Source organism: Streptomyces sp. NPDC029836, assembly GCF_055574495.1.
The window spans coordinates 509,718-533,718 of record NZ_JBVHZI010000002.1; the positions used below are offsets into that span (position 1 = coordinate 509,718).

Genomic DNA, 24,001 nt, shown 5'->3' on the forward strand with positions numbered 1-24,001 from the left:
TGTCACCGCCCCCGCACTCCGCCCCGCGCACGGGCCGGGATAGGTTTCGCCGCATGGGTCACCAGGGCAGCCGCGGCGAGCGGCAGATCAGTTCGGTATTCCTCTGCGTCGTCGCCGTCATGGCGGTCACGGGCTGGGCCGTGTGGACGGGCTACGCGTCGAGCCCGGGGCTGGCCGTCTTCCTCTTCGTGACCTCGGCGTGGATCGTCTCGCTGTGCCTGCACGAGTACGCGCACGCCCGCACCGCCCTGCACGGCGGTGACATCAGCGTCGGTTCGAAGGGCTACCTGACGCTGAACCCGCTGAAGTACGCGCACCCGCTGCTCAGCATCGTCCTGCCGGTGGTCTTCGTGATCCTGGGCGGGCTGGGTCTGCCCGGTGGCGCCGTGTACATCGAGCGGGGTCGGATCCAGGGCCGCTGGAAGCACAGCCTGATCTCGGCGGCGGGCCCGCTCGTGAACGTGGCCTTCGCCGTGGTGTGCACCGCGCCGTTCTGGCTGGGCGCCCTGGACGGGGTGCCGGTGCCGTTCCGGGTGGCGTTGGCCTTCCTGGCGCTGCTCCAGGTGTCGGCGGCGATTCTGAACTTCCTGCCGGTGCCGGGGCTGGACGGGTACGGCGTCATCGAGCCGTGGCTGCCGCCGCGGGTGCGCCGCGAGGTGGAGCCGCTGGCGCCGTTCGCGCTGATCGGGGTGTTCGTGCTGCTGTGGATCCCGGCCGTCAACACGTTCTTCTTCGACACGGTGAGCGGGGTGCTGAGCGCGCTCGGCGTGTCGGACCTGGACACGTACTGCGGTCGCGACCTGTACCGCTTCTGGAACGACTCCGACGGCTACTTCTGCGCGGTCCCGGCCGAGTAGCGGCGGGCGCCGGCCCGGCGGCGGGGTCAGACCTGCTGGGCCTTCTCCGCCTTGGCCTTGCGTACGTAGTACCAGGCCATGTTGGACGTCAGGCCGGCCAGCAGCACCCAGATGATCCCCAGGAAGCTGCCCTCCACGAAGGCGACCACGGCGGCGGCCACGGCGAGGACGCAGACGACAACGGCGAACACGGCAAGGCGGGGCATCGGGAACAGCTCCTCGGCGACACGGGGCGGGGTCGAGCCCATCCAGTGTCCCCCATGCGGCGCGTCGCGGACGTCCGGGGCACGGCCGGGGCACGGCCGCGGGCGCCGGGACCGCGGTGGGCGGCCCCGGCGGCGGGCTCACACGTCGGTGAGGCGCAGGCCCGCGTGGGCCTTGTAGCGGCGGTTGGTGGAGATCAGGTTGGCGACCATCGCCTCGACCTGGTGGGCGCCCCGCAGCCGGCCCGCGAAGACGCCGCGCATGCCGGGAATGCGGGCGGCGAGGGCCTGGACGAGGTCGGTGTCGGCGCGGGACTCGCCGAGGACCATCACGTCGGTGTCGATCTCCTCCACCGAGGCGTCCTGGAGCAGGACGGCCGACAGGTGGTGGAAGGCGGCCGTGACGCGGGAGTCGGGGAGCAGGGCCGCGGCCTGCTGGGCGGCGCTGCCCTCTTCGACCCGGAGGGCGTAGGCGCCCTGCTTGTCGAAGCCGAGCGGGTTGACGCAGTCCACGACGAGCTTGCCGGCGAGGTCCTCGCGGAGGGCTTCGAGGGTCTTGGCGTGGCCCTCCCACGGCACCGCGATGATCACGATGTCGCTGCGGCGCGCGCAGTCGGCGTTGTCGGCGCCCTCGACGCCGAGGCCGAGTTCCGTCGCGGCGGTCTCGGCCCGGTCGGCGGCGCGGGAGCCGATGATCACCTTCTGGCCGGCCCGGGCGAGCCGGTAGGCGAGGCCGCGGCCCTGGTCGCCGGTGCCGCCGAGGACGCCGACGACGAGGCCGGAGACGTCCGGCAGGTCCCAGGGGTCCTTGGCCGGCGGCTTCTGCGTGCTGTCTGTGGAGGTCATGGGGGCGAGGGTACTGCCGAGTAGTCGCGGGTTCGAGTCCCGTGGGACCCGACCAAGTGGAAGGAAGCGCTCCTGCGGGTGGGCCCGATGGTGCAGGATGCCGCCATGGACGCCGTCAGGGTCGCGCTGCTGCGCGAGGTGCTCGCCGGTACGCAGTGGCCTCGGGAGGCCCGCCGGTTCGCCGGTTCGCTGCGGCGGTCGGTGGCGCCGTCCGGGAGCGGGCTGCTGCTGGTGGGCACGGAGCAGTACGAGCCCTGGCACATGGCCGCGCACCTGGTGGACGAGGCCGCCTGGTCGGGGCTGGCGGAGCTGGCGCCGACGTTGGTGCGCCACCGGGTGCTGCCGGGTGAGCCGCCGCACCTGTCGGTCGGGCTGGGCCGGCTGGAGGCGGCCCGGCGCGGGCACACGCTGCTGGTGGTGGCCCCGGAGCGGCCGGGCGCGGGGCTGCTGGAGCGGGTCCACGACGCCCGCCGCGCGGGAGCCACCGTACTGGCGCTGGACGGCGGGGACCCGGAGCTCACCGGGCTCGCGCACGAGGCGCTGTCGGTGCCGCGGGACACCGCCGGGCTGGACCTGGACACGGTGCAGCACCTCGTCAGTGCGGCGGCGGGGGAGAACGGCCCACCGTCCCGGCGGGGGCCGGGGCGGCTGCGCGACCGGCTGGCGCGGCTGGCCGACCAGCTGACGGCCCCGCCGCCCAGCCGCTGGTAGGCGCGCCGGGCGCTACGGCGTGCTGCTCCCGCCCTCGCCCTCGCCCTCGCGGGTCTTGTCGTTCCACTTGGGGTCGTTCTGCCATTCGAGGTTGCGCTCCTGCGCCGTCTCCATGGCGTGGCCGGCCTCCTCGGGGCTCCCGTACGGGCCGAAGCGGTCCTTGGCGGGGCAATCGGGGCCCTCTTCGACCTTGTTGTGGACCAGGCAGTAGTACCACTCGCCCGGCTTGCCCACCTGACGCTTCTTGAACAGGGGCATCGTCGTCCGGCTCCTCTCGATGCTGCTCTCGCAGCCATGCTGCCCCATCCCCGCTGGATACACTCGCTCGCATGTCTGGCCAGTCGCTGCTCGTACCAGGCGAGCTCTCTCCCGTCCGTTCCGTTCCCGGAAACATCCGCCGGCCCGAGTACGTGGGCAAGCCCGCGCCCACTCCGTACACCGGACCGGAGGTGCAGACGGCCGAGACCATCGAGGCCATGCGCATCGCCGGCCGGATCGCCGCCCAGGCGATGGAGGAGGCCGCCAAGCTCATCGCGCCGGGGGTGACCACCGATGAGCTGGACGCGGTCGCCCACGCGTACATGTGCGACCACGGCGCCTACCCGTCGACGCTGGGCTACCGGGGCTTCCCGAAGTCCCTGTGCTCCTCGCTCAACGAGGTCATCTGTCACGGCATCCCCGACTCGACCGTCCTGCGGGACGGCGACATCGTGAACCTCGACGTGACCGCGTACATCGGCGGGGTGCACGGCGACAACAACGCCACCTACCTGTGCGGGGACGTGGACGAGGAGTCGCGGCTGTTGGTGGAGCGCACCCGCGAGGCCCTGAACCGGGCGATCAAGGCGGTCAAGCCGGGCCGGCAGATCAACATCATCGGTCGGGTCATCGAGTCGTACGCGAAGCGCTTCGGGTACGGGGTGGTCCGGGACTTCACCGGGCACGGCATCAACTCGTCGTTCCACTCCGGCTTGATCATCCCGCACTACGACAGCCCGCACGCCACGACCGTCATCGAGCCCGGCATGACCTTCACCATCGAGCCGATGCTGACGCTGGGCACCCACGAGTACGACATGTGGGACGACGGTTGGACCGTGGTGACGAAGGACCGCAAGCGGACCGCGCAGTTCGAACACACGCTCGTGGTGACGGACGGCGGGGCGGAGATCCTGACCTTGCCATAGGCATGAACCATCCGGACCCTTTTACCGACAAGACGTCGGGAACACATTGACTTAGGCATGCCTAAGTAGGAAGATCGGGCATGGCGGCACTGCCGCCACGCCTGTTTCCTTCCTTCCGGAGGTCCGTCTTGGACGCCTTCTCCACGGTCATCCGTGTCGCCTCGCACGAGCAGCACACCGAGGCCGAGACCTCGACGTTCATGAGCGACCTGCTCGGCGGGCGGCTCGGCGTGGACGCCTACACCCGCTACACCGAACAGCTGTGGTTCGTGTACCGGGCGCTGGAGGACGCGGCCGAAGCCCTCCGGGAGGACCCGGTGGCCGGGCCGTTCATACAGCCCGAGCTGATGCGGCTGGCCGAGATCGAGCGGGACCTGGCCCACCTGCGCGGGCCCGACTGGCGCCGGAGCATGGTCGCGCTGCCCGCGACCGCGGCGTACGCCGAGCGCGTCGCCGAGTGCGCGACGTCCTGGCCGGGCGGGTACGTGGCCCACCACTACACGCGCTACCTGGGCGACCTCTCCGGCGGCCAGATCATCCGCGACAAGGCGGAGCGCACCTGGGGCTTCGAGCGCAAGGGCGACGGCGTCCGGTTCTACGTGTTCGCCGACATCTCCAACCCGGCCGCCTTCAAGCGGACCTACCGGGAGCTGCTGGACGCGATCGCCGCGGACGACCTGGAGAAGCAGCGCATCGTCGACGAGTGCAAGCGCGCCTTCGACTTCAACGGCGCGGTCTTCCGCGAGCTGGGCGAGCAGTTCCGCCTCAGCGCCTGATCCTGTACGGGAACGACAGGGCCGGCCCGGTGCGCACCGCACCGGGCCGGCCCTCCGTCGCGTTCGGGTCCCGCCAGTCGGCGAAGCGGACGCGGCCGCCGAGCTCGATCGTGCCGTCGGGCGCGGGGGCGGTGAGGATCTGTGAGCCCTCGCCCTGGGTGATGTTCAGGGCGCGGCCGAGCTGCGCGGTCAGCAGGAGCGCCGCCGAGCCGGTGGCCTCGTCCTCGGTGACGGCGCCGTCGGGGCGCCGGGGGAAGCCGCGGGCCCGGATCCGGCCGGCGGCCTCGTCCTCCCAGGCCCAGGCGTACAGCCAGCCCTCGCCCGGGGGCGGGGCGGGCAGGGCGTCGACCTCGGCCGCGCTCGCGTACCGCTCGGTGCGCTTGCCGGTGACCCACTCGGGGCGGGCCGTGATCCAGGTGAACTCCCCGTCCCCGCGGGCCCATACGGAGCCGGCCGGCGGGTTGAGCTCCTCGATGTCGAGCAACCAGGCGACGCCGACGAGCGGGTGCCCCGCGAACGCCATCCGGGTGCCGGGCGTACGGATGTCGACGACCCCGCGTTCGGGGTCGTCGACGAACACCGTCTCGCTGTAGCCGAGTTCGGCGGCCAGCGCCTGCCGGGACGCGTCGTCCGGGCAGGTGCGGCCGTCGCGGACCACTCCGAGCGGATTGCCGAAGCGGCCGTCACCCGCGCAGAAGACCTTGAGCACATCCAGATCGTTCACGCGGGCATTCAAACACGGCTCAGGCCTGGGCCGTTCGGCGACGGCGGGCGACGTACACCGCGCCCGCGCCGGCGGCGACCACCAGGGCGGAGGCGCCGAGGAGGGCGCCCGCAGGGACCTCGGATCCGGTGGTGGCCAGGTGGCCGCCGACGGAGCCGCCGCCACCGACCGAACCACCACCGCCGACGGAGCCGCCGCCCGCGGCGCCGCCCGTGCTGCCGCCGGTGGTGCCGGCGCCGCCCGTGGTGCTGCCGCCCGAGGAGCCGCTGCCGCCGGCGGTGCCGGTCGGCGGGAGGGTGACGTCCTTGTCGACGGCGACCGAGAGGTCGAGGGAGTCCATCGGCTTGCCCGGCTTGTACTTGTCCAGGACGGCGTTGTCGTTGGCGAAGACGGCGGAGCCCTGCTCGGTGAAGACGGCGGGGACCGCGTTGAGGGCCAGCAGGCCGCCCTTGGCCCGGTACTCGACCTTCGACAGGTCGAGCGTCGCGAACGGGATGTCCTTGCGCAGGCCCGCGGCCGTCTTCGCGTCCAGGGTCAGCGTGCCGGCCCCGCCGTTGCCGACGACGCGGATGTTGCTGAACGTCAGGTCGAGGCCGTGTGCCGCGTACTCGAAGCGCAGGGTGCCGTCGAAGGCGGCGTTCAGCTTGCGGTTCTTGGTGTCGAGCTCGCCCTTGCCGAAGGCGAACGCGTAGGTGGTGCCGCTCTTGACGGCGCCGCCGGACGCGGTGATGCCCTTCTCCCCGACGTAGTCGCGGAAGGACTGCATGACGCCCCAGGTCAGCTTGCCGCTCAGGATCTTCTGCGGGCCGTCGACGGGCGGGGTGACGGGGGGCGTCACGGGCGGGGTCACCGGCGGCGTCACGGGAGGCGTCACCGGCGGGGTCACCGGCGGCGTCACGGGCGGGGTCACCGGCGGCGTCACCGGCGGGGTGACGGGCGGCGTAACGGGCGGAGTGACCGGCGGCGTCACGGGCGGCTTCGGGGGCGCCTGGAACTCCAGCGCCACCGTCACCTTGTCCCCGTCCGCGCCCGCGTAGGCGGGGCGGGCGAACACGGCGGCGAACTCGGGGGTCAGCTTGGTGCTGAGGCCCGCCATGTTCATTCCGGCGAAGGCCACGTCCGCGACGGGGACGTTCGGCGTGAGCGTGCCGTTCTCGGTGACGTCGGCCGTCAGCTTCTTCGTACCGGTGCTGATCCGGAAGTTCTCCATCTTCACGACGAACCCGTGCGCGCTCGCGTCGAAGACCACCCGGCCCTTGAATGCCGCGGTCACGACGTGGCCGCCGTCCTTGTCGTACTGGCCCGTCGCCCGGCCGAAGCGGAAGCCGCCGGGTATCTCGGTGGCCCCGTCCTGCGCGGTGACCGAGCCGACGCCCTTCACGTACTCGCGCAGGCTCGTCAGCACCCCCCAGTCCAGGGTGCCGTCGAGCACCGGGACGGGGGCGGCGGCGGCCGGCGCGCCGACGGCCGGGACCCGGGCGTTGCCGTTGGCGGTCGCGGGCAGGGCGAAGGCGGTGTTTCCGAGGGCGACCGCGGTGAGGACGGCGGCCGCGACGGCGATCGGACGGCGGTGGGACGACATGGCTCAAGTGCTCCTGAAGGACCGGAAAGGAAGGAAGGGGTGGGGCGGGCGCTACGGCGCGTCGGGGGACGCGGGCACCCCGGCCGCGGGCTCGGCCGCGTTCGCGCGGCGCGACCGGAGCACCAGGAAGGCCGCGCCGCCCGCCAGGACCAAGGCGGCCGCGGCGAGGGCGACGTACAGCCCGGTGTCGGAGGACTCGGCCGCCGCGGCGGCGGGCGCCGGGGCGGGACCGGTGGACGGCGAGGCCGCCGGGGAGGCCGGCGCGGCGGCGGCGGTGGAACCCAGGTCGGGCAGGACGGGCAACCGCGCGCCGGCGTCCAGGGCGACGGCGAGCGAGATCGGGTCCATCTCGGTGCCGGCCTTGTACATGGAGTTGAAGGCCCGGGAGCCGCCCTCGGTGAGGGTGGCCGGGGCTTCGGTGACGGTGGCGAGGTTGCCCTCGGTCTTCAGCGCCTTGGCGTCGAACTCGACGAGGGGCACCGCGCTCTTGGTGTCGGCTCCGGTGGTGACGTCGGCGGACAGGACGCCCTTGCCGTTCTCCACCTTCACGGCGACCTTGGCGAGCTTGAGGTCGAGGTGGGCGCCGGTGAAGTGCACGGCGCCGGCGAACGCGGCGTCGAGGGTGCCCTCCCGGGCGTCGTACGCGCCCTTGCCCTGGGGGAAGCGGAAGAGGGCGCCGCCGTCCTGGGCGCCGTCGGTGAGGGTCCACCGGCCCTGGCCGACGGATCCGGAGACGTACTCGCGGAAGGTGCGGCGGATGCCCCAGTCGACGGCGGCGTCGGTGAAGCCGCCCGGTGCCCGGGGGGTCGCGGCGGGGGCGCCCGGGGTCTGCGGGGCCTGCGGCGCGGGCTGCTGCGCGGGCTGTTCGGCGGCCGGCGCCTTGACGTCGGCGGACAGCGAGAGCGGGTCGAGCTGCGCGCCGGCCCGGTAGTAGCCGGCGAAGGCCTTGGCGCCCTGTTCCGTGAGGGTGGCCGGAACGTTGGTGAGGGTGAGCGGGCTGCCGCCGCCCTTCATGTTGATGCCGCGCAGACCCAGCGTGGCGAAGGGGACTTGGGACTGCTGGGTGACCGCCCCGGTGTCCTTGGCCTTGCTGGAGACGTCCAGGTAGAGGGTGCCGCCGCCGCCGGAGATCTTGATGGTCGGCCGGCTGACGGTCATGTCCAGCTCGTACGCGCCGTCGGGCTTCCGGTGGCCCTGGAAGGCCACGCCGCCGGTGAAGGCGGCCGTGAACTCACCCGTGTCCGGGTCGTAGGAGCCGTTCGCCGAGTGGAAGCGGAAGAGGCTGCCGCCGGCGGTGGCGGCTCCGCCGCGCAGCGTGAAGCCGCCCTTGGCGATGGGACCGGTGACGTAGCTCTGGAAGGAGGACTTGAGGCCCCAGTCCAGTCGGCCGCCCTGTACGGAACGGCTCGCCGCATGCGCCGCGGTGGCCGGGAGCAGGGCTCCCAGCAGGGCCGCCAGCAGGGCGACGGCGAACACACGGACGGGTCTTGCGGGCATGAACGTCCCCTCCAGGGTCTGGCATGTGAGGTTAGGCTAACCTAAGCTATCCCGGTCAAGGGGGGAACCCCCACGCCCGGCAGAACCTCAAAGCCCCCAGTCGGACGATCAGGACGGTGCCTTCGTGCCTACGCCCGCCGCGTCAAACCGCTTCCCCCGCCTCGCCGTTGCCCTCGTGGCGACGGCCCTCGCGGTGACGGGTTGCGGAGGTACGGCCGCCCCCGAACATTCCCCGGCGGCGAGCGCCGCGACCGTCGCGGACCGGATCGAACCGCTCGCCGCGACGCCGGTGCCGGCGCTGCCGGTGACGGTGCCCTCGGCGGACGGCGCCCGGGTGACCGTCACCTCGGCCGAGCGGATCATTCCGCTGACGGGCAGCCTCAACGAGATCGTCCAGACCCTCGGGCTCGGCAAGCAGGTCGTCGCCCGGGACATCACCGCCACCTTCGCGCAGGCCTCCGCCCTGCCGGTGGTGACACGTGGACACGACGTCTCCGCCGAGAGCGTGTTGTCGCTGCGCCCGACGCTGGTGCTGGCCGAAACCACCACCGGTCCCGCGGAAGCGGTGCAGCAGATCCGTGACGCCGGCATCCCGGTCCTGGTGATCGCCCCCGCCAAGGCGCTGGAGGACGTCCCGAGGCGGATCGACGCGGTGGCCGGCGCGCTGGGCGTCAAGGACGCCGGTACGCGGCTCAACCAACGCACCGCCGACCGGATCGCCGCCGCCCGCAAGGACGTTCCGGCCGCCGCCGGCGCCGGAAAGAAGCCCCGCGTGGCCTTCCTCTACCTGCGCGGCACCGCCTCCGTGTACCTGCTCGGCGGCTCCGACTCCGGCGCGGCCTCGCTGCTGGAGGCCGCGGGCGCCGTCGACACCGGCAAGGAGTCCGGCCTCGGCAAGGACTTCACCCCGATCACCAGCGAGGCCCTCGCCGCCGCCGCGCCCGACGCGATCCTCGTCATGACCAAGGGCCTCGAATCGGTCGGTGGCGTGGACGGCCTGGTCAAGGTCCCCGGTGTCGCCCAGACACCGGCCGGCATGGACCGCCGGGTGGTCTCCGTCGACGACGGCGTGCTGCTCAACTACGGCCCCCGCACCGACCAGGTGCTCTCCTCCCTGGTCGCGCAGCTCCACGGCAAGGGCGCCTGAGCATGACCCTCCCCTACGACCCCCCGCAGGCGGCCGGTTTCGCCGCGGACCGACCGACCGCGGCCGCGCCGGCGGACCGGCCCGCGGACCGCGTAGCGGACCCGAAGCGCGCCGGGGAGCCCGCCCGACCGGGCGGACCCGACGCGGCTCCCGCCACGCCGCGCGGGCGCCGGGCCCCGGTGCTCACCGTCGTCCTCGCCGCCGCCCTCGTCGCGCTCGCGCTGCTGTCCGCCGGGACCGGCGCCTACCGCATCCCGACCGGGGACGTACTCGCCTCCCTCCAGCACCACATGGGCCTCGGCGGGTCCGCCCTCGACCGGGTCGGGGAGAGCGTGCTGTGGAACGTACGGCTGCCCCGCGTCGTGCTCGCGCTGCTGGTCGGCGCGAGCCTGGGCTGCGCCGGCGCACTGATGCAGGGCGTCTTCGGCAACCCGCTCGCCGAGCCCGGCGTGATCGGCATCTCGGCGGGCGCCGCCGTCGGCGCGGTCGCCGCGATCGGACTGGGCCTCAGCTTCCTCGGCAACTGGACCATCACCGCCTGCGCCTTCGTCGCGGGTCTGATCACCGTCGGCGCCGTGTACCTGCTGTCCCGCAACGGGGGCCGCACCGAGGTCGTCACCCTGATCCTCACCGGCATCGCCGTGAACGCCTTCGCGGGCGCCCTGATCGGCATGTTCATCTTTTTCGCGGACAGCGGCCAGGTCAACCAGATCACCTTCTGGCAGCTCGGCTCACTCGCCCAGGCCACCTGGCCCAAGGTGCTCGCCGTGCTCCCCTGCACGCTCGCCGGTCTGCTCGTCGCCCCCTTCTACGCGCGCGAGCTGGACCTGCTCGCGCTCGGTGAGCGCCCGGCCCGCCACCTCGGCATCGACGTGGAACGGCTGCGGCTGGCCCTGATCCTGGTGGTGGCGCTGCTGACGGCGGCGGCCGTGGCCGTCGCGGGCGTCATCACCTTCGTCGGCCTGCTGGTCCCGCACCTGCTGCGGATGGCGAACGGCCCCGGGCACCGGTTCCTGGTGCCCGGCAGCGCGCTGGCCGGGGCCCTCGTGCTGCTCGCGGGCGACCTGGCCGCCCGTACGCTCGCCCGGCCCGCCGAGTTGCCCCTCGGCGTGCTGACCGCCCTGATCGGCAGCCCGTTCTTCTTCTGGCTGCTGCGCCGCACCCGCCGCAGGCAAGGAGGCTGGGCGTGACCAGCAAGCTGACCGGGCTGTTCGGCCGGCGCAAGCGGACCCTGCCGGACCGCCCGCTGCCCGGCGCCGTGCTCGCGGAGGTCGAGGACCTGCACCTGCGGCTCGGGGACCGCGAGGTGCTCGCCGGGATCGGCCTGAGCGCCGTGGCCGGCGAGGTGCTGGCGCTGGTCGGGCCGAACGGCGCGGGGAAGTCCACCCTGCTCGCCGCGCTCGCCGCCGACCTGCCCGCCACCTCCGGGACCGTACGGATCGACGGGCGCCCGGTGGGCGACTGGTCGGCGCCCGAGCTGGCCCTGCGCCGCTCCGTGCTCCCCCAGTCCGCCGCCCTGTCCTTCCCCTTCCCCGTCGCGGACGTCGTACGGATGGGCCGCGCGCCCTGGGCGGGCACCGCCTTCGCCGACGCGGACGAGGCCGAGGTGGCCGCCGCCATGGCCGCCACCGAGGTCGGCCACTTCGCCGGGCGGCCCTTCTCCGCCCTGTCCGGCGGCGAACGGGCCCGCGTCGCGCTGGCCCGCGTCCTGGCCCAGCGGGCGCCGCTGCTGCTGCTCGACGAGCCCACGGCGGCCCTGGACCTGCGCCACCAGGAACTGGTGCTGCGGATCTGCCGGGAGCGGGCGGCGGCCGGGGACGCGGTGGTCGTCGTCCTGCACGACCTCGGGCTGGCGGCGGCGTACGCGGACCGGACGGCCGTGCTCCACGACGGTCGGATCGCGGCGGACGGTCCCCCGGCCGAGGTGTTCCGCGACGAACTGTTGAGCCGGGTCTACCGGCAGCCGGTGGAGGTGTTCCCGCACCCGCGCACCGGCGCGCCGCTCGTCGTCCCGTCGCGCGCGCGGGACGGCTCGACGTCGGTCGGGGGTCAGGCCGATCGGGCCGCGGGCCCCGACTTGACCCGCGCTTGACCTCTGCTTGAGAGCGAAATGGCGGGGCCGTGACGGGCTTGTGTCCGGGACGGAAATGTGAGAGGTGATTCACTGGACGGGCGCGTTGAGGTGAGGTAAGCCTTGGTTAAGTTAGGGCTGCCTCAGCCGCTTCTCCCCCTTTCTCAGCCTCGCCAGGAGCCCCCATGCGCCCCGCCCGCATCACCGTCCTCACCGCGGCCGCCGCCGTGGCCGCGCTCACCGCCGTCACCGGCTGCGCCGAGAAGAGCGGCGGGGCGGGCTCCGACGCGATCAAGGTGACGGCGACCGACAGCGCCTGCGAGGTCTCCGCGAAGGAGTTCCCGGCGGGCAAGGTCACCATCGACGTCGAGAACAAGGGCTCCAAGGTCACCGAGCTCTACGTGCTCTTCCCCGACGACCGCATCGTCACCGAGCGGGAGAACATCGGCCCCGGCACCAAGGCCTCCATCACCGCGGAGATCAAGGCCGGCGACTACGAGATCGTCTGCAAGCCCGGGATGAAGGGCGACGGCATCCGCCGAGCGGTCAAGGCCACCGGCCAGGGCGGCGGCGAGAAGCGCAGCCCCGAGCTGGACGCCGCGGTCGCCGCGTACCGCAAGTACGTGCAGGAGCAGGCCGACGAGACGCTCCCGAAGGCCCGGGCCTTCGCCGACGCCGTCAAGGCCGGGGACGTGGAGGCCGCGAAGAAGGCGTACGCGCCCTCCCGCATCGGCTGGGAGCGCACCGAACCGGTCGCCGAGTCCTTCGGCGACATCGACCCGAAGGTAGACGTCCGCGAGGACGGCCTGGAGGCCGGCCAGGACCCGGCCAAGGACTGGACGGGCTGGCACCGCCTGGAGAAGTCCCTCTTCCAGGACAACAAGATCGACGACAACGACAAGAAGCTCGCCGACACCCTGATCGCCGACCTCACCGACTGGCAGAAGAAGGTCGGCCAGGCCGAGATCACCCCCACCTCCATGGCCAACGGCGCCAAGGAGCTCCTCGACGAGGTCGCCACCGGCAAGGTGACCGGCGAGGAGGAGCGCTACAGCCACACCGACCTCGTCGACTTCAAGGCCAACGTCGAGGGCGCGCAGAAGTCCTACGAGCTGCTCAAGCCGACCGCCGAGAAGAACGACCCGGCGCTCACCAAGCAACTGGACACCCAGTTCGCCGCACTGACCGCGCTGCTCGACAAGTACCGCGCCGACAAGACCTCCTACGAGTTCACCGCCTACGACAAGGTCGCCGAGGCGGACCGCAAGGAGCTCTCCGACGGCGTGAACGCGCTGGCGGAGCCGCTGTCGAAGCTGGCCGCCGCGGTCGCCAAGTAGCGGACGGGACGGGAGAGGCGGGAGAGACAGATGGGCGACTCGGCGACGGATTCGCGGGAGACCGGCGGCACGGCGGACGGTCCCTCGCGGCGCGCCCTGCTCGGCTGGGGCGGGGCCGGCATCGCGCTCGGCGCCGCCGCGGCCGGCGGCGGGGTCGCGGCCTTCCGCTCCGGATCGGACCCGGTCCCGGCCGGCATGTCCGGCGCGGCCGTGCCCTTCCACGGGCCGCACCAGGCCGGCATCGCCACGCCCGTCCAGGACCGGCTGCACTTCGCGTCCTTCGACGTGAAGACCAAGGACCGCGCCGAACTGGTCGCGCTGCTCAAGGAGTGGACCGCGGCCGCCCGCCTGATGACCGCCGGACTGCCGGTCGGCGAAGGCGGCTTCGGCGGCCTCCCCGAGGCCCCGCCGGACGACACCGGCGAGGCGCTCGGCCTGAAGGCCTCCCGCCTCACCCTGACCATCGGCTTCGGCCCGGGCCTGTTCGCCAAGGACCGCTTCGGGCTGGAGGGCCGGCGCCCGGCGGCCCTCGTCGACCTGGAACTCTTCCCCGGCGACAACCTGGACCCGGCCCGCTCCGGCGGCGACCTGTGCGTCCAGGCCTGCGCCGACGACCCGCAGGTCGCGGTGCACGCCGTCCGGCAGCTGGCCCGCATCGGCTTCGGCCGGACCGCGATGCGCTGGTCGCAGCTCGGCTTCGGCAAGACCTCGTCGACCACGCCCGACGAGCAGACCCCGCGCAACATGATGGGCTTCAAGGACGGCACCCGGAACATCTCGGGCACCGACACCGCCGCCCTCGACCGGCACGTGTGGGCCGCCACCGGCGACGGCGGCGACTGGATGGCCGGCGGCTCGTACCTGGTCGCCCGGCGCATCCGGATGAACATCGAGACCTGGGACCGCACCTCCCTCCAGGAGCAGGAGGACATCTTCGGCCGGGACAAGGGCGAGGGCGCCCCCGTCGGCAAGTCCAAGGAGCGCGACGAGCCGTTCCTGAAGGCGATGAAGCCCGAGGCGCACGTCCGCCTGGCCCATCCGGACTCCAACGACGGGGCGACGATCCTGCGCCGCGGCTACTCCTTCACCGACGGCACGGACGGGCTGGGCAGGCTCGACGCGGGCCTGTTCTTCCTGGCCTACCAGCGTGACGTCCGTACGGGCTTCGTCCCGATCCAGCGCGCGCTGGCCAAGTCGGACGTCCTCAACGAATACATCCAGCACGTGGGTTCGGCGGTCTTCGCCGTCCCGCCGGGCGTCCTCGACGAGGACGACTGGTGGGGCCGGACGCTGTTCGCGTAGTCCCCTCCGGAGAGGAACCGCCGTGTTCGGCAACTATCTGATCGGCCTGCGCGAGGGCCTGGAAGCGGGCCTCGTCGTCTGCATCCTGGTCGCCTACCTGGTCAAGACCGACAACCGGGCCGCGCTGCGCCCGGTGTGGATCGGCGTCGGGATCGCCTGCGCGATCTCACTCGCCTTCGGCGCCCTGCTCGAATTCGGCACGCAGGAACTGACCTTCGAGGCGCAGGAACTGATCGGCGGCACCCTGTCGATCGTCGCCGTCGGCCTGGTGACGTGGATGGTCTTCTGGATGAAGCGCACCGCGCGTCACCTGAAGGGCGAGTTGCACGGCAGGCTCGACGCGGCGCTCGCGCTGGGCACCGGCGCGCTCGTCGCCACCGCCTTCCTCGCGGTGGGCCGCGAGGGCCTGGAGACCGCGCTGTTCGTGTGGGCCTCGGTACGGGCGAGCGGCGAGGGTTCCTCCGCTCCGCTGGTCGGGGTGCTGCTCGGCATCGCGACGGCGATCGTGCTGGCCTGGCTGTTCTACCGCGGCGCGCTCAGGATCAACCTGTCGAAGTTCTTCACCTGGACCGGCGGCATGCTGGTCGTCGTCGCCGCGGGCGTCCTCGCGTACGGGGTCCACGACCTCCAGGAGGCCCGTTTCCTCGGCGGTCTGGAGAACCGGGCGTTCGACATCAGCGGCGCCGTCCCGCCGGACAGCTGGTACGGGGTGCTGCTGAAGGGCGTCTTCAACTTCCAGCCCGACCCGACGGTCCTCCAGCTCGTGGTGTGGGCGCTGTACCTCGGGGTGGTCCTGACGCTGTTCCTGCTGCCGGCCCGCGCCGGCCGGCCCGCCGGCGCGCCCGCCGGGGCCCCGCGGGGCTGAGCCGCACCCCGGGGGTCCGCCGTCACCAGAGCCGGTCGACGCGCCCCGGGTGCAGCGGGACGCGGGTGCCGCTCAGCGCGGCCCGGTCGGCGTCCGGGTCGGGGGTGAAGAACGCCGCCAGGACGGTCTTGTCGAAGCCGGGGGCGTCGGTGCACAGGGGGTCGTCGGGGGTGCCGCCGACCAGGACGGTGCCGGGCAGCGGGTCGAAGCCGGCCCCCTCGTAGAAGGGGACGAGCGGCCGGTCGCAGCTGAACAGCGCCAGGTCCACCGCCGGGTCGGCGGCCAGGGCCGCGCGGGCCGCCGCCACCAGCCGGCCGCCCAGGCCCCGCCCGCGCAGCTCCGGCCGGGTCACCACCGAGCTGAGGCCGGCCGCGCGCCAGGTCCGGCCGGCGAGCGGGACCTCCTTGTGGAGCAGCGCCAACGAGGCGCCGACCGTCCCGTCGGCGTCCACCAGCAGCAGCGCCCGCGGGCCGAGCGCCGGGTCGTGCCCCGGGGTGGCGTGCGGCCAGGCCGTCGCCTCCAGGGCGGCGATCCGGGCGGCGAGTTCCTCGGGGAGGTCGGCCTCCGCGTACGAGAGCAGTCGCATCAGGGGATGCGTACGCCCGCGCCGGCCACCCGCACCCGGGGGTCGCCGGCCCGCAGCTCGACGGTCAGGACGCCGGGGCGGCCCATGTCCTCGCCCTGGTGGAGGGTGAGCACCGCGTCCTCGGCGACCAGGCCGAGCTGCCGGGCGTACGCGCCGAAGGCGGCCGCGGCGGCTCCGGTGGCGGGGTCCTCGACGACGCCGCCGACCGGGAAGGGGTCGCGCACGTGGAACAGGGCCGGGCCGGCGCGGTGCACGAGCTGGACCGTGGTCAGGTCCAGGCGCCGCATCAGGGCGTCCAGCCGGTCGAAGTCGTACGCGAGGTCGGCCAGGCGGGCGCGGGTGGCGGCGCCGAGTACCAGGTGGCGGGCGCCGGCGTAGGCGACGCGCGGCGGCAGCTGCGGGTCGAGATCGGCGGCCGGCCAGTCGAGCGCGGCCAGCGCCTCGGCGAGGTCGGCCGCGGCGATGTCCTCGACGTGCGGGACGACGCTGGTCAGGGTGGCCCGCAGGTGCCCGTCCTCGGCGGTGACGGACACCGGTACGACGCCGGCCCGGGTCTCGAAGACCAGCTCCCCCGGCCCGATCCGCTCGGCCAGCGCCACGGCGGCCGCCACGGTGGCGTGCCCGCAGAACGGCACCTCCGCCCTGGGGCTGAAGTAGCGGACGGTGAAGCCGCGGCCGGGTTCCCGGGCGGCGGCCCCGGAACCCGCCGGGCCGGTGAGGAAGGCCGTCTCGCTGTAGCCGAGCCGGGCCGCGACGTCCAGCATCGCGGCCTCGTCCAGGGCGGAGGCGTCGAGGACGACCCCGGCGGGGTTGCCGCCGGCGGGGTCCTCGGAGAAGGCGGTGTAGCGCAGCACTTCGGTCGTCATGATCGGCTCAACCCCGGCGGCCCGGACGCCATTCCCGACGAACGGCCCGCGTCCCGAACGCGGTCCGCCGCACGCCGGATCGAGGTCGGCCGCGCGCCGGATCGCGGTCGGCCGCGCGTCGGGTCGCGGTCGGCCGCGCGTCGCGTCGGGGTCAGCCGCGCCCGATGTACGGCATGGCCGTCGCCATCACCGTCGCGAACTGGACGTTGGCCGCCAGCGGCAGCTCCGCCATGTGCAGCACGGTGCGCGCCACGTCGGCGGCGTCCATGACGGGTTCCACCGCGAGTTGTCCGTTGGCCTGGAGGATGCCGGTCTGCATGCGCTCGGTCATCTCGGTCGCCGCGTTGCCGATGTCGACCTGTCCGCAGGCGATCCGGTACGGGCGCCCGTCCAGGGAGAGGGACTTCGTCAGGCCGGTCATGGCGTGCTTGGTGGCCGTGTAGGCGATGGAGTTCGGGCGCGGGACGTGGGCGGAGATGGAGCCGTTGTTGATGATCCGCCCGCCCTGCGGGTCCTGCGCCTTCATCTGTCGGAAGGCCGCCTGCGCGCACAGGAAGGCCCCGGTCAGGTTGACGTCGACCACCGACCGCCAGGCTTCGTAGGAGATGTCCTCCAGCGGGACCCCGCCGGGCCCGAAGGTGCCCGCGTTGTTGAAGAGCAGGTCGAGGCGCCCGTGGCGCTCGCGCACGGCCCCGAAGAGCGCGTTCACGTCGTCGGGGTCGCTGACGTCGGCCCGTACGGGGAACACGTCCGCGTCGGCGCCGGCCGCCGCGGCGGTCTCCTCCAGGGATCCGGTCCGGCGGCCGGCCACGGCCACGGACCAGCCGGCCCCCGCGAGGGCGAGGGCCACGGAGCGGCCGATGCCGGAGCCGGCCCCGGTGACAACTGCGATCTTGCTCGGACGTGCGCTCATGGGGCCGCAGGCTACGTCACACCGACGGCAGGGCCACGGACGTTCCGACAGCTGAGAGCATGGGTCGGTCAGGGGTGCATAAAGCAGATGAAAAGACTGGAGTTCCGCATGTCGGAGAGAGGCCCCTCGACGGCCCCCTCGCCCGGGTCGTCGCCCGAGCCGTCCCCCCGAACACCGTCCGTCCCCGCCTCGAACCCCGCCGCCGCGACCGCCGCCGTCGGCGTCCCGGAGACCGGCGCCGCCCCCGCACCCCTGGCGGCCGCGCGGCGCACCGGCCTGCTCGTCACCTTCGTGCTGGGCGGGCTCACCGCCCTCCCCCCGCTGTCCATGGACATGTACCTGCCGGCGCTGCCGGAGGTCACCAACGCCCTGAACAGCCCGGCCGCGACCGTCCAGCTCACCCTCACCTCCTGCCTCGCCGGCATGGCGTTGGGCCAGCTGGTCATCGGCCCGATGAGCGACAAGTGGGGCCGTCGCAGGCCCCTGCTGATCGGCATGATCGTCTACGTCCTGGCCACCGCGATCTGCGCCCTGGCCCCGACCGCCGAGCTGCTGATCGGCTTCCGACTGCTCCAGGGCCTGGCCGGCGCGGCCGCCATCGTCATCGCGCGAGCGGTGGTGCGCGACCTCTACGACGGGGTCGAGATGGCCCGGTTCTTCTCCACCCTGATGCTGATATCGGGGGCCGCCCCGATCGTCGCGCCGCTGATCGGCGGCCAGGTTTTGCGGTTCGCGGACTGGCGCGGGGTCTTCGTCGTGCTGACCGTCGTAGGCGCCGCGCTCACCGCGGTCGTCTGGCGGACCCTGGACGAGACGCTGCCGCCCGAGCGGCGCCAGACCGGCGGGGTGGGCGCGGCCCTGCGGACGATGCGCGGACTGCTCGGCGACCGGGTCTTCGCCGGCTACACCCTGACGGGCGGCTTCGCCTTCGCGGTGCTCTTCTCGTACATCTCCGCCTCACCGTTCGTGGTGCAGGAGATCTACGGGGCCTCCCCGCAGGCCTTCAGCCTGCTGTTCGGCGTGAACTCCGTCGGCCTGATCATCGTCGGCCAGATCAACGGGAAGCTGCTGGTCGGCCGGGTCAGCCTGGACAAGGCGCTGGCCGCCGGCATCGGGGTCATCACCGTCGCGTCCGTGGCGTTGCTGCTGATGTCCACGGGAGTGTTCGGGGAGGTCGGGCTGTTCCCGGTCGCCGCCGCCCTGTTCGTGCTGATGTCGGCGATGGGTCTGCTGCTGCCGAACACGAACGCGCAGGCCCTGATGCGGACCCCGCACGCGGCCGGCTCGGCGTCCGCGCTGCTGGGGACGTCCTCGTTCCTGGTCGGGGCGATCGCCTCGCCGCTGGTCGGGATCGCGGGCGAGGACACGGCGGTGCCGATGGCGCTGGTCCAGCTGGTCTGTTCGCTGCTGTCGGCGGCCTGCTTCTTCGGGATGTGCCGGCCGTGGCGGCCCCGCGACCCGATGGCGACCGCAGGCTGAGCGCGCGCGGGCGGACGGGACGGCGCCGGCCTCCCGTCCGCCCGTCGGGGGGCCGTGCCGGTGATGCCGGGCGGCCCCTCGGGGCGCCGTAAACTTCCCGGGTGAACGTCTCCGTCCCCGCCTCCGCCCCGACCACCGCCGACACCCTCCGGTCCGCGCTGGGCGGGCTGCTCGACGGGCTCCCGCCGAAGCAGGCCACGGCCGCCGTCGAGCGGCTCATCTCCCATTACCGGGGCACGATCCCGACCGACACCCCCGTGCTGCGCGACCGTTCCGACGTCGTCGCGTACGCGGCGTACCGGATGCCGGCCACCTTCGAAGCCGTACGGTCCGCCCTGGACGGGCTGGCCGCGGCCGCGCCGCGGTGGGCGCCCGCCTCGCACGTGGACGTGGGCGGCGGCACCGGCGCGGCGACCTGGGCGGTCGACGCCACCTGGGACGGCCCCCGGACCACCGCGGTCCTGGACTGGGCGGAGGCCGCGCTGACCCTGGGCAAGGAGCTGGCGGGCCGTTCGTCCTCCGCGGTGCTGCGCGGCGCCGAGTGGCGCCGGGCCGTCATCGGGAGCGGGATCGCGCTGCCCGACGCCGATCTGGTGACGGTGTCGTACGTGCTGGGCGAGCTGACGGAGCCGGCCCGGCGGGCCGTCGTCGCGGAGGCCGCCCGCGCCGGGCAGGCCGTCGTCCTGGTGGAGCCGGGCACGCCCGAGGGGTACCTGCGCGTCCGCGAGGCCCGCGCGCAGCTGATCGAGGCCGGGTTGAAGGTGGCGGCGCCCTGCCCGCACGACGGGACCTGCCCGATCGAGGTCGGGCAGGACTGGTGCCACTTCTCGACGCGGGTCAGCCGCTCCTCCCTGCACCGGCAGGTCAAGGGCGGCTCCCTCGCGTACGAGGACGAGAAGTTCAGCTTCGTCGCCGCGACCCGCTTCCCGGTGACGCCGGTCCCCTCCCGGATCACGCGCAGGCCGCAGATCCGCAAGGGGCTCGTCCAGCTGGAGCTGTGCGGCCCCCCTGAGCAGGGCCTGACCCGGGCCACCGTGACGAAGCGCCACGGCGGCCTCTACAAGGCGGCGCGGAACGCCGACTGGGGCGACGCGTGGCCGCCGGCCGGGACCGGGGAGCCGCAGGACCCGCAGGACGCGTAGGTCCCGCGGGCCCCGCGGGGCCCGTACGTCCGCGAACCCCGCGCGGGGCGGTCAGTCCCCGGGGGGCGCGGGCCTCAGTTCCTGCGTGCAGCACTTCACGCTGCCGCCGCCCTTGAGCAGTTCGCCCAGGTCCATCGGAACGGGCTCGAAGCCGCGCTCGCGCAGTGGTGCGAGCAGTCCGGCCGCCGCCTGCGGGAGCAGGACGTGCAGGCCGTCCGAGACGGAGTTCAGCCCGAAGGCCTCGGCGTCCGCGGTGTCCACGAGCAGGGCGTCCGGGAACAGCCGGCGCAGTACCGCCCGGCTCCCGGGCGAGAAGGCCTGCGGGTGGTACATGATCTCGTCCCCGTCGAGCACGCACAGGGCCGTGTCCAGGTGGTAGAAGCGCGGGTCCACCAGGTCGAGGCCGATGACGGGGCGGCCGAAGAACTCCTGCGCCTCGTCGTGCGAGAGGGGGCTGGAGCGGAAGCCCCGGCCGGCGAGGATGTAGGTGTCGGTGACGGCGAAGTCGCCCTCGCCCTCGTTGACGTGGGCCGGTTCGTGGACGTCCCGGAAGCCGTGCGAGCGGAACCAGTCGAGGTGGATCTCCGCCTCGGCGGTGCGTTCCGGGTGCGCGAACCTGGCCCCGAGGACCCGGCCGTCGACGACGAGGGCCCCGTTGGCCGCGTAGACCATGTCGGGCAGGCCGGGGTGCGGGACGAGGGTCTCGACCGTGTGTCCGAGGGACCGGTAGCGGTCCCGGAGGTCTTCCCACTGGGCCTGGGCCAGGGGCAGGTCCACCGGTTTCGCGGGGTCCATCCACGGGTTGATGGAATACGTGACCTTGAAGTGTGCCGGTGGGCACATCAGGTAACGCCGGGGTGTGGCGTCTCTGCGCAAAGAAGGCTCCTCACGACTGCGAACTCACGAGGCGTGCGTTGTGTGGAAGGAATCGTCTCTCCTCCGGGCGAACCGCGCAGTGAACTGACCGGGTGGTTCAGGGAATCGCCGAAAGACGAGACGTCTCGCATTGGTACGTTGGGCACCATGAGCAAGACACCCGACGCCACCCGCCGCAGCGACCGCTCGCGGCGCGCCATCCTCGACGCCGCCCTCGCCCTGGTCGGGGAGGTCGGCTACAACAAGCTGACCATCGAGGCCATCGCCGCCCGCGCGGGCGTGGGCAAGCAGACCATCTACCGCTGGTGGCCCTCGAAGGCGGCTGTCCTGCTCGACGCCTCGCTCGCCCTGGCCGGGGACGCGGAGACGGACGCGCAGTGGACCGGCTTCCCCGACACCGGGGACCTGGCCGCCGACCTGAAGTCCGTACTGCGGGCCACCGTGGACGAGTTCAACGACGAGAAGTACGAGGCGCCCGCGCGCGCCCTGACCGCCGCCGGCGCCACCGACCCGGAGCTGGGCGCCCGGTTCACCGAACTGGTGCTGGGGCCGCAGCTCGCCCTGTACGAGGCGCGGCTGCGGTCCGCGCGGGACGCCGGGCTGCTGGCCCCCGACACCGACCTGCGACTGACGGTGGAGATGCTGCTCGGGCCGTTCACGTACCGCTGGCTGATGCGGACCGCGCCGCTGACGCACGCCTACGTCGACGCCCTCGTGGACGCGGTCCTGCGGTCGGCCGCCGCACCGGGCGGCCGTACGGAGCCGGCGCCCGGCGGGGTGGGATAGGTCACGGCCCCCGGGGTGCCCCGACCCGGGCGCGGGCGGGCCGGAGCCCGGTCGGCCGAGAACGTACGGCCGGATCCGACCGGGCCGCGGGGTCCCGGATCCAGGGGTGCGGTCACCCGCGCCGCCGGATGGTGGGACCATGGGGAAAGTCCACCGGGGCAACGGTGAGGTGAGGGGATAGATGGGGTCTGAGTCCGGCCGCGTCCAACGCGGCGAGCAGAGCAGGATTTCCCAGTGGCTGCGCCGCCGCTCCAAACCGGCTGCCGAAGACCCCGGCAGGGAACGCGAGGCACTGCTCCTGGCCGTGGCCGCCGCGGGTCTCCCGATCTCCCCGGCCGCCCATCCCGCCGGATACCGATGTTCGTGCGACCGCATCGGCTGCCCGACCCCGGCGCGCCATCCCATCTCCTTCGCCTGGCAGACGCAGTCGACCACCGACCGGGCGCAGATCGAACGCTGGGCGCGCAACCAGCCCCAGGCGAACTTCATCACCGCGACGGGCATCGTCCACGACGTGCTGGACGTGCCCCTGGAAGCGGGCCGCGGCGCGCTGGAGCGCCTGCTCGCCGCCGGGATCGAGGTCGGTCCCGTCGCCGAATCGGCCGGCACGGGCGAACAGGCCCGCATGCTCTTCTTCACGGCGACCCGCGGTACGCCGGAGGACGAGGACGAATGGTGGCCCTGCGAACTGGACTGCCACCCCGAGACGATGGACGAGCACCCGGGCCTGCGCTGGCACTGCCGGGGCAGCTACGTCCTGCTCCCCCCGTCCACGCTGCCCGGCGACCTCGCCGTGAGCTGGCTGCGCGACGTCGGCCAGCCACTCCCGGATCCCCTGACCCTGCTGGAGACCCTGACCGACGCCTGCGCCCAGTACGCGGGCGAGGCCGGCCACACCCCGGCCGCGGTGGCCTGGCCCCTGGGCCGCTAGTGCTGTGGCCGGAAAGGTTTGCCGGGTCGCGGTGTTCGGTGCGGTGCGTCGCAAGGCGGAGGGCCGCGGCTCGTACCGGACGTACTTCCGCGGTCCGACAACGCGGCGAGGTGCCGGGCCGGGCGCCACGACCCGGTGGACCTTTCCGGTCACAGCACTAGGCACCGGCGGTACGGCGGGAGGCCCCCGGACCGCCCGGCTCCGGGGGCGGGCGCGGCCTCAGTGGATCTGCGTCACGACCACGTCCAGCGACCAGGCCTTGCCCGCCTTCGCGGGGGCCTCGGCCTCCACCGTGTAGCCGAGGTCGCGCAGGGCGGTGACCAGCTCGGCGGGGTCGACGGGGGCGGCCCCGGCGAGCAGCAGGTCCCGTACCAGGCGGCCCTTGGTCGCCTTGTTGAAGTGGCTGACCACCGAACGCTTCTCCACCCCGTCCACGAGCTGCGAGTGCAGCACGCGGACGCCGGCGAGGCGGCCGGCCGCCTCGCCCTTCGGCTTCCAGGCGCTGGTGTACGCCGAGGACCGCAGATCGAGGACCAGCCCGTCGCCCGCCGCCGCCGGCAGCGCCGCGGCCATCGGGGTGCGCCAGTACGCGCCGAGCGCCCCCACCCCCGGCAGCTTGACGCCCATCGAGCAGCGGTACGAGGGGATCCGGTCGGTCACCCGGACCGCGCCCCACAGCCCGGAGAAGACCAGCAGCGAGCGTTCCGCGGCGGCTCTGGCGGCGGCGGGCAGGTCCGCGAGGCCGAGGGCGTCGTAGAGGACTCCGGTGTAGATCTCCCCGGCCGGCAGGGCGGGCGCGGACAGCAGTCCGGCGTTCTTCGCGACCTCGCCCCGCAGGCCCTCGCTGAGCCCGAGGACCTCACGGGCCTTCAGCTCGTCCGCCGAGCACAGCTCGACCAGCTCCTCCAGCACGGCCGCACGCGCACCGGCCAGGCCCGGCAGGGACAGGGAGTGCGGGTCGAGCGGTGCGCCGGAGCCGCCGGCGGCCTTTCCCTCGGAGGGCGGCAGCAGCACGAGCACGGTGGTTCTCCTTCAGTACGACGCGACGCAGGGGGTGCGGCCCCCGAGCCAGGGTAGACGGCGCACCGCACGCCCCGGACCCGCCGATGAAGCCGCCCGACCACCCGGGCGGCGGCGACCGATCCGCCCCGACCCGGCCACGAGGCCCGGCTCGTCCCCTTCGGGTCGTGCCGGCCGGCCGTGGATCCGAAGGCCGGGGGCAACCGCGTACGGGGGCGCTCGGGCGCCGCCGACAACCCGCGCAGGCGCGGTTCCGGGCGGCGCGGGTCGGGCGAATCCGAAGGAGACGGCCTAGGC

25 protein-coding genes are annotated in these 24,001 nt (G+C 73.7%); 14 read left to right on the forward strand and 11 right to left on the reverse strand.

What is annotated here, in order from left to right; genetic code table 11:
• The first annotated feature begins 53 nt into the window (after nucleotides 1-53).
• Nucleotides 54-857, forward strand: coding sequence for a site-2 protease family protein (locus ACZ4XJ_RS08060; RefSeq protein ID WP_362877181.1), 804 nt, complete (start codon nucleotides 54-56; stop codon nucleotides 855-857).
• A 26-nt stretch (nucleotides 858-883) separates the two neighbouring features.
• Here the strand turns inward: ACZ4XJ_RS08060 and ACZ4XJ_RS08065 are convergent, their stop codons facing one another.
• Nucleotides 884-1,063 carry a hypothetical protein gene (locus tag ACZ4XJ_RS08065; RefSeq protein WP_362877180.1) on the reverse strand — a complete coding sequence of 60 codons (180 nt, stop codon included), beginning with the start codon at nucleotides 1,061-1,063 and terminating at the stop codon, nucleotides 884-886.
• Between the two features lie 138 nt (nucleotides 1,064-1,201).
• Nucleotides 1,202-1,906, reverse strand: a complete 705-nt coding sequence (gene npdG / locus ACZ4XJ_RS08070; protein ID WP_362877179.1) for an NADPH-dependent F420 reductase — start codon at nucleotides 1,904-1,906, stop codon at nucleotides 1,202-1,204.
• Nucleotides 1,907-2,011: 105 nt separating this feature from the next.
• Between npdG and ACZ4XJ_RS08075 the strand changes: the two genes are divergently transcribed.
• Nucleotides 2,012-2,617, forward strand: coding sequence for a hypothetical protein (locus ACZ4XJ_RS08075; RefSeq protein WP_362877268.1), 606 nt, complete (start codon nucleotides 2,012-2,014; stop codon nucleotides 2,615-2,617).
• A 12-nt stretch (nucleotides 2,618-2,629) separates the two neighbouring features.
• Here ACZ4XJ_RS08075 and ACZ4XJ_RS08080 read toward each other — a convergent pair whose 3' ends face one another.
• Nucleotides 2,630-2,875 (reverse strand): hypothetical protein, encoded by a 246-nt coding sequence (locus ACZ4XJ_RS08080; protein WP_362877178.1) that lies wholly within the window; start codon nucleotides 2,873-2,875, stop codon nucleotides 2,630-2,632.
• A 71-nt stretch (nucleotides 2,876-2,946) separates the two neighbouring features.
• Between ACZ4XJ_RS08080 and map the strand changes: the two genes are divergently transcribed.
• Complete coding sequence (gene map, locus ACZ4XJ_RS08085) at nucleotides 2,947-3,804, forward strand: type I methionyl aminopeptidase (protein ID WP_468495655.1); 858 nt, start codon at nucleotides 2,947-2,949, stop codon at nucleotides 3,802-3,804.
• Between the two features lie 80 nt (nucleotides 3,805-3,884).
• A complete protein-coding gene (locus ACZ4XJ_RS08090) occupies nucleotides 3,885-4,580 on the forward strand; it encodes a biliverdin-producing heme oxygenase (RefSeq protein WP_468495656.1) in 696 nt (231 codons plus the stop codon).
• On the opposite strand, the gene ACZ4XJ_RS08095 is transcribed toward ACZ4XJ_RS08090, so the two are convergent.
• From ACZ4XJ_RS08095 to ACZ4XJ_RS08105, 3 genes are read right to left on the reverse strand one after another with little or no spacing between them, the layout of a single operon-like run.
• Complete coding sequence (locus ACZ4XJ_RS08095; RefSeq protein WP_362877175.1) at nucleotides 4,570-5,304, reverse strand: PhzF family phenazine biosynthesis protein; 735 nt, start codon at nucleotides 5,302-5,304, stop codon at nucleotides 4,570-4,572. The genes ACZ4XJ_RS08090 and ACZ4XJ_RS08095 overlap by 11 nt on opposite strands.
• 19 nt (nucleotides 5,305-5,323) lie before the next feature.
• Nucleotides 5,324-6,886 carry an HtaA domain-containing protein gene (locus tag ACZ4XJ_RS08100; protein ID WP_468495657.1) on the reverse strand — a complete coding sequence of 521 codons (1,563 nt, stop codon included), beginning with the start codon at nucleotides 6,884-6,886 and terminating at the stop codon, nucleotides 5,324-5,326.
• A 51-nt stretch (nucleotides 6,887-6,937) separates the two neighbouring features.
• Nucleotides 6,938-8,383: an HtaA domain-containing protein gene (locus tag ACZ4XJ_RS08105; protein WP_468495658.1), complete on the reverse strand. Its 1,446-nt coding sequence runs from the start codon at nucleotides 8,381-8,383 to the stop codon at nucleotides 6,938-6,940.
• A 124-nt stretch (nucleotides 8,384-8,507) separates the two neighbouring features.
• Between ACZ4XJ_RS08105 and ACZ4XJ_RS08110 the strand changes: the two genes are divergently transcribed.
• The 6 genes from ACZ4XJ_RS08110 (at nucleotide 8,508) to efeU (ending at nucleotide 15,105) form a co-directional block, all read left to right on the forward strand.
• Nucleotides 8,508-9,530, forward strand: coding sequence for a heme/hemin ABC transporter substrate-binding protein (locus ACZ4XJ_RS08110; protein ID WP_362877172.1), 1,023 nt, complete (start codon nucleotides 8,508-8,510; stop codon nucleotides 9,528-9,530).
• A 2-nt stretch (nucleotides 9,531-9,532) separates the two neighbouring features.
• Nucleotides 9,533-10,720, forward strand: coding sequence for a FecCD family ABC transporter permease (locus ACZ4XJ_RS08115; RefSeq protein WP_468495659.1), 1,188 nt, complete (start codon nucleotides 9,533-9,535; stop codon nucleotides 10,718-10,720).
• Entirely contained in the window at nucleotides 10,717-11,622 is a 906-nt protein-coding gene (locus ACZ4XJ_RS08120) for a heme ABC transporter ATP-binding protein (RefSeq protein ID WP_468495660.1), read from the forward strand. Before ACZ4XJ_RS08115 ends, ACZ4XJ_RS08120 begins: the two co-directional genes overlap by 4 nt.
• Before the next feature lie 164 nt (nucleotides 11,623-11,786).
• A complete protein-coding gene (gene efeO, locus ACZ4XJ_RS08125) occupies nucleotides 11,787-12,938 on the forward strand; it encodes an iron uptake system protein EfeO (RefSeq protein WP_362877170.1) in 1,152 nt (383 codons plus the stop codon).
• Between the two features lie 30 nt (nucleotides 12,939-12,968).
• A complete protein-coding gene (efeB, locus tag ACZ4XJ_RS08130; RefSeq protein WP_362877169.1) occupies nucleotides 12,969-14,240 on the forward strand; it encodes an iron uptake transporter deferrochelatase/peroxidase subunit in 1,272 nt (423 codons plus the stop codon).
• Between the two features lie 22 nt (nucleotides 14,241-14,262).
• On the forward strand, nucleotides 14,263-15,105 hold the full coding sequence (gene efeU, locus ACZ4XJ_RS08135; protein WP_362877168.1) for an iron uptake transporter permease EfeU: 843 nt from the start codon (nucleotides 14,263-14,265) through the stop codon (nucleotides 15,103-15,105).
• A 22-nt stretch (nucleotides 15,106-15,127) separates the two neighbouring features.
• Here efeU and ACZ4XJ_RS08140 read toward each other — a convergent pair whose 3' ends face one another.
• The 3 genes from ACZ4XJ_RS08140 to ACZ4XJ_RS08150 all read right to left on the reverse strand — a co-directional run bounded on the left by ACZ4XJ_RS08140 (nucleotide 15,128) and on the right by ACZ4XJ_RS08150 (nucleotide 17,470).
• Complete coding sequence (locus ACZ4XJ_RS08140; RefSeq protein ID WP_362877167.1) at nucleotides 15,128-15,691, reverse strand: GNAT family N-acetyltransferase; 564 nt, start codon at nucleotides 15,689-15,691, stop codon at nucleotides 15,128-15,130.
• Entirely contained in the window at nucleotides 15,691-16,557 is an 867-nt protein-coding gene (locus ACZ4XJ_RS08145) for a PhzF family phenazine biosynthesis protein (RefSeq protein ID WP_468495661.1), read from the reverse strand. The genes ACZ4XJ_RS08140 and ACZ4XJ_RS08145 overlap by 1 nt, the downstream gene beginning before the upstream one ends.
• Before the next feature lie 151 nt (nucleotides 16,558-16,708).
• Nucleotides 16,709-17,470: an SDR family oxidoreductase gene (locus ACZ4XJ_RS08150; RefSeq protein WP_362877165.1), complete on the reverse strand. Its 762-nt coding sequence runs from the start codon at nucleotides 17,468-17,470 to the stop codon at nucleotides 16,709-16,711.
• A gap of 108 nt (nucleotides 17,471-17,578) precedes the next feature.
• On the opposite strand from ACZ4XJ_RS08150, the gene ACZ4XJ_RS08155 reads away from it, so the two are divergent.
• The gene (locus tag ACZ4XJ_RS08155; RefSeq protein ID WP_468495662.1) at nucleotides 17,579-18,949 is read left to right on the forward strand and encodes a multidrug effflux MFS transporter; all 1,371 of its coding nucleotides are present in this window, start codon (nucleotides 17,579-17,581) and stop codon (nucleotides 18,947-18,949) included.
• A 101-nt stretch (nucleotides 18,950-19,050) separates the two neighbouring features.
• Nucleotides 19,051-20,091, forward strand: a complete 1,041-nt coding sequence (locus ACZ4XJ_RS08160) for a small ribosomal subunit Rsm22 family protein (RefSeq protein ID WP_468495663.1) — start codon at nucleotides 19,051-19,053, stop codon at nucleotides 20,089-20,091.
• A gap of 51 nt (nucleotides 20,092-20,142) precedes the next feature.
• Here the strand turns inward: ACZ4XJ_RS08160 and ddaH are convergent, their stop codons facing one another.
• The gene (gene ddaH, locus ACZ4XJ_RS08165) at nucleotides 20,143-20,967 is read right to left on the reverse strand and encodes a dimethylargininase (protein ID WP_468495664.1); all 825 of its coding nucleotides are present in this window, start codon (nucleotides 20,965-20,967) and stop codon (nucleotides 20,143-20,145) included.
• Between the two features lie 147 nt (nucleotides 20,968-21,114).
• On the opposite strand from ddaH, the gene ACZ4XJ_RS08170 reads away from it, so the two are divergent.
• Nucleotides 21,115-21,753 (forward strand): TetR/AcrR family transcriptional regulator, encoded by a 639-nt coding sequence (locus ACZ4XJ_RS08170; RefSeq protein WP_362877161.1) that lies wholly within the window; start codon nucleotides 21,115-21,117, stop codon nucleotides 21,751-21,753.
• Nucleotides 21,754-21,934: 181 nt separating this feature from the next.
• Nucleotides 21,935-22,684: a bifunctional DNA primase/polymerase gene (locus ACZ4XJ_RS08175; protein WP_362877160.1), complete on the forward strand. Its 750-nt coding sequence runs from the start codon at nucleotides 21,935-21,937 to the stop codon at nucleotides 22,682-22,684.
• Nucleotides 22,685-22,903: 219 nt separating this feature from the next.
• On the opposite strand, the gene yaaA is transcribed toward ACZ4XJ_RS08175, so the two are convergent.
• Nucleotides 22,904-23,704 carry a peroxide stress protein YaaA gene (gene yaaA, locus ACZ4XJ_RS08180; RefSeq protein WP_362877159.1) on the reverse strand — a complete coding sequence of 267 codons (801 nt, stop codon included), beginning with the start codon at nucleotides 23,702-23,704 and terminating at the stop codon, nucleotides 22,904-22,906.
• Nucleotides 23,705-24,001: the final 297 nt, after the last annotated feature.

Bases quoted from the DNA above. Each gene is read 5' to 3' on its own strand.
- ACZ4XJ_RS08145 (WP_468495661.1), bottom strand. From the start codon at position 16,557: ATGACGACCGAAGTGCTGCGCTACACCGCCTTCTCCGAGGACCCCGCC.
- ACZ4XJ_RS08105 (WP_468495658.1), bottom strand. From the start codon at position 8,383: ATGCCCGCAAGACCCGTCCGTGTGTTCGCCGTCGCCCTGCTGGCGGCC.
- npdG (WP_362877179.1), bottom strand. From the start codon at position 1,906: ATGACCTCCACAGACAGCACGCAGAAGCCGCCGGCCAAGGACCCCTGG.
- ACZ4XJ_RS08065 (WP_362877180.1), bottom strand. From the start codon at position 1,063: ATGCCCCGCCTTGCCGTGTTCGCCGTTGTCGTCTGCGTCCTCGCCGTG.
- ACZ4XJ_RS08115 (WP_468495659.1), top strand. From the start codon at position 9,533: ATGACCCTCCCCTACGACCCCCCGCAGGCGGCCGGTTTCGCCGCGGAC.
- ACZ4XJ_RS08075 (WP_362877268.1), top strand. From the start codon at position 2,012: ATGGACGCCGTCAGGGTCGCGCTGCTGCGCGAGGTGCTCGCCGGTACG.
- ACZ4XJ_RS08090 (WP_468495656.1), top strand. From the start codon at position 3,885: ATGGCGGCACTGCCGCCACGCCTGTTTCCTTCCTTCCGGAGGTCCGTC.
- ACZ4XJ_RS08170 (WP_362877161.1), top strand. From the start codon at position 21,115: ATGAGCAAGACACCCGACGCCACCCGCCGCAGCGACCGCTCGCGGCGC.
- ACZ4XJ_RS08150 (WP_362877165.1), bottom strand. From the start codon at position 17,470: ATGAGCGCACGTCCGAGCAAGATCGCAGTTGTCACCGGGGCCGGCTCC.
- map (WP_468495655.1), top strand. From the start codon at position 2,947: ATGTCTGGCCAGTCGCTGCTCGTACCAGGCGAGCTCTCTCCCGTCCGT.
- ACZ4XJ_RS08175 (WP_362877160.1), top strand. From the start codon at position 21,935: ATGGGGTCTGAGTCCGGCCGCGTCCAACGCGGCGAGCAGAGCAGGATT.
- efeB (WP_362877169.1), top strand. From the start codon at position 12,969: ATGGGCGACTCGGCGACGGATTCGCGGGAGACCGGCGGCACGGCGGAC.
- ACZ4XJ_RS08060 (WP_362877181.1), top strand. From the start codon at position 54: ATGGGTCACCAGGGCAGCCGCGGCGAGCGGCAGATCAGTTCGGTATTC.
- ACZ4XJ_RS08140 (WP_362877167.1), bottom strand. From the start codon at position 15,691: ATGCGACTGCTCTCGTACGCGGAGGCCGACCTCCCCGAGGAACTCGCC.
- efeO (WP_362877170.1), top strand. From the start codon at position 11,787: ATGCGCCCCGCCCGCATCACCGTCCTCACCGCGGCCGCCGCCGTGGCC.
- ACZ4XJ_RS08100 (WP_468495657.1), bottom strand. From the start codon at position 6,886: ATGTCGTCCCACCGCCGTCCGATCGCCGTCGCGGCCGCCGTCCTCACC.
- ACZ4XJ_RS08080 (WP_362877178.1), bottom strand. From the start codon at position 2,875: ATGCCCCTGTTCAAGAAGCGTCAGGTGGGCAAGCCGGGCGAGTGGTAC.
- ACZ4XJ_RS08155 (WP_468495662.1), top strand. From the start codon at position 17,579: ATGTCGGAGAGAGGCCCCTCGACGGCCCCCTCGCCCGGGTCGTCGCCC.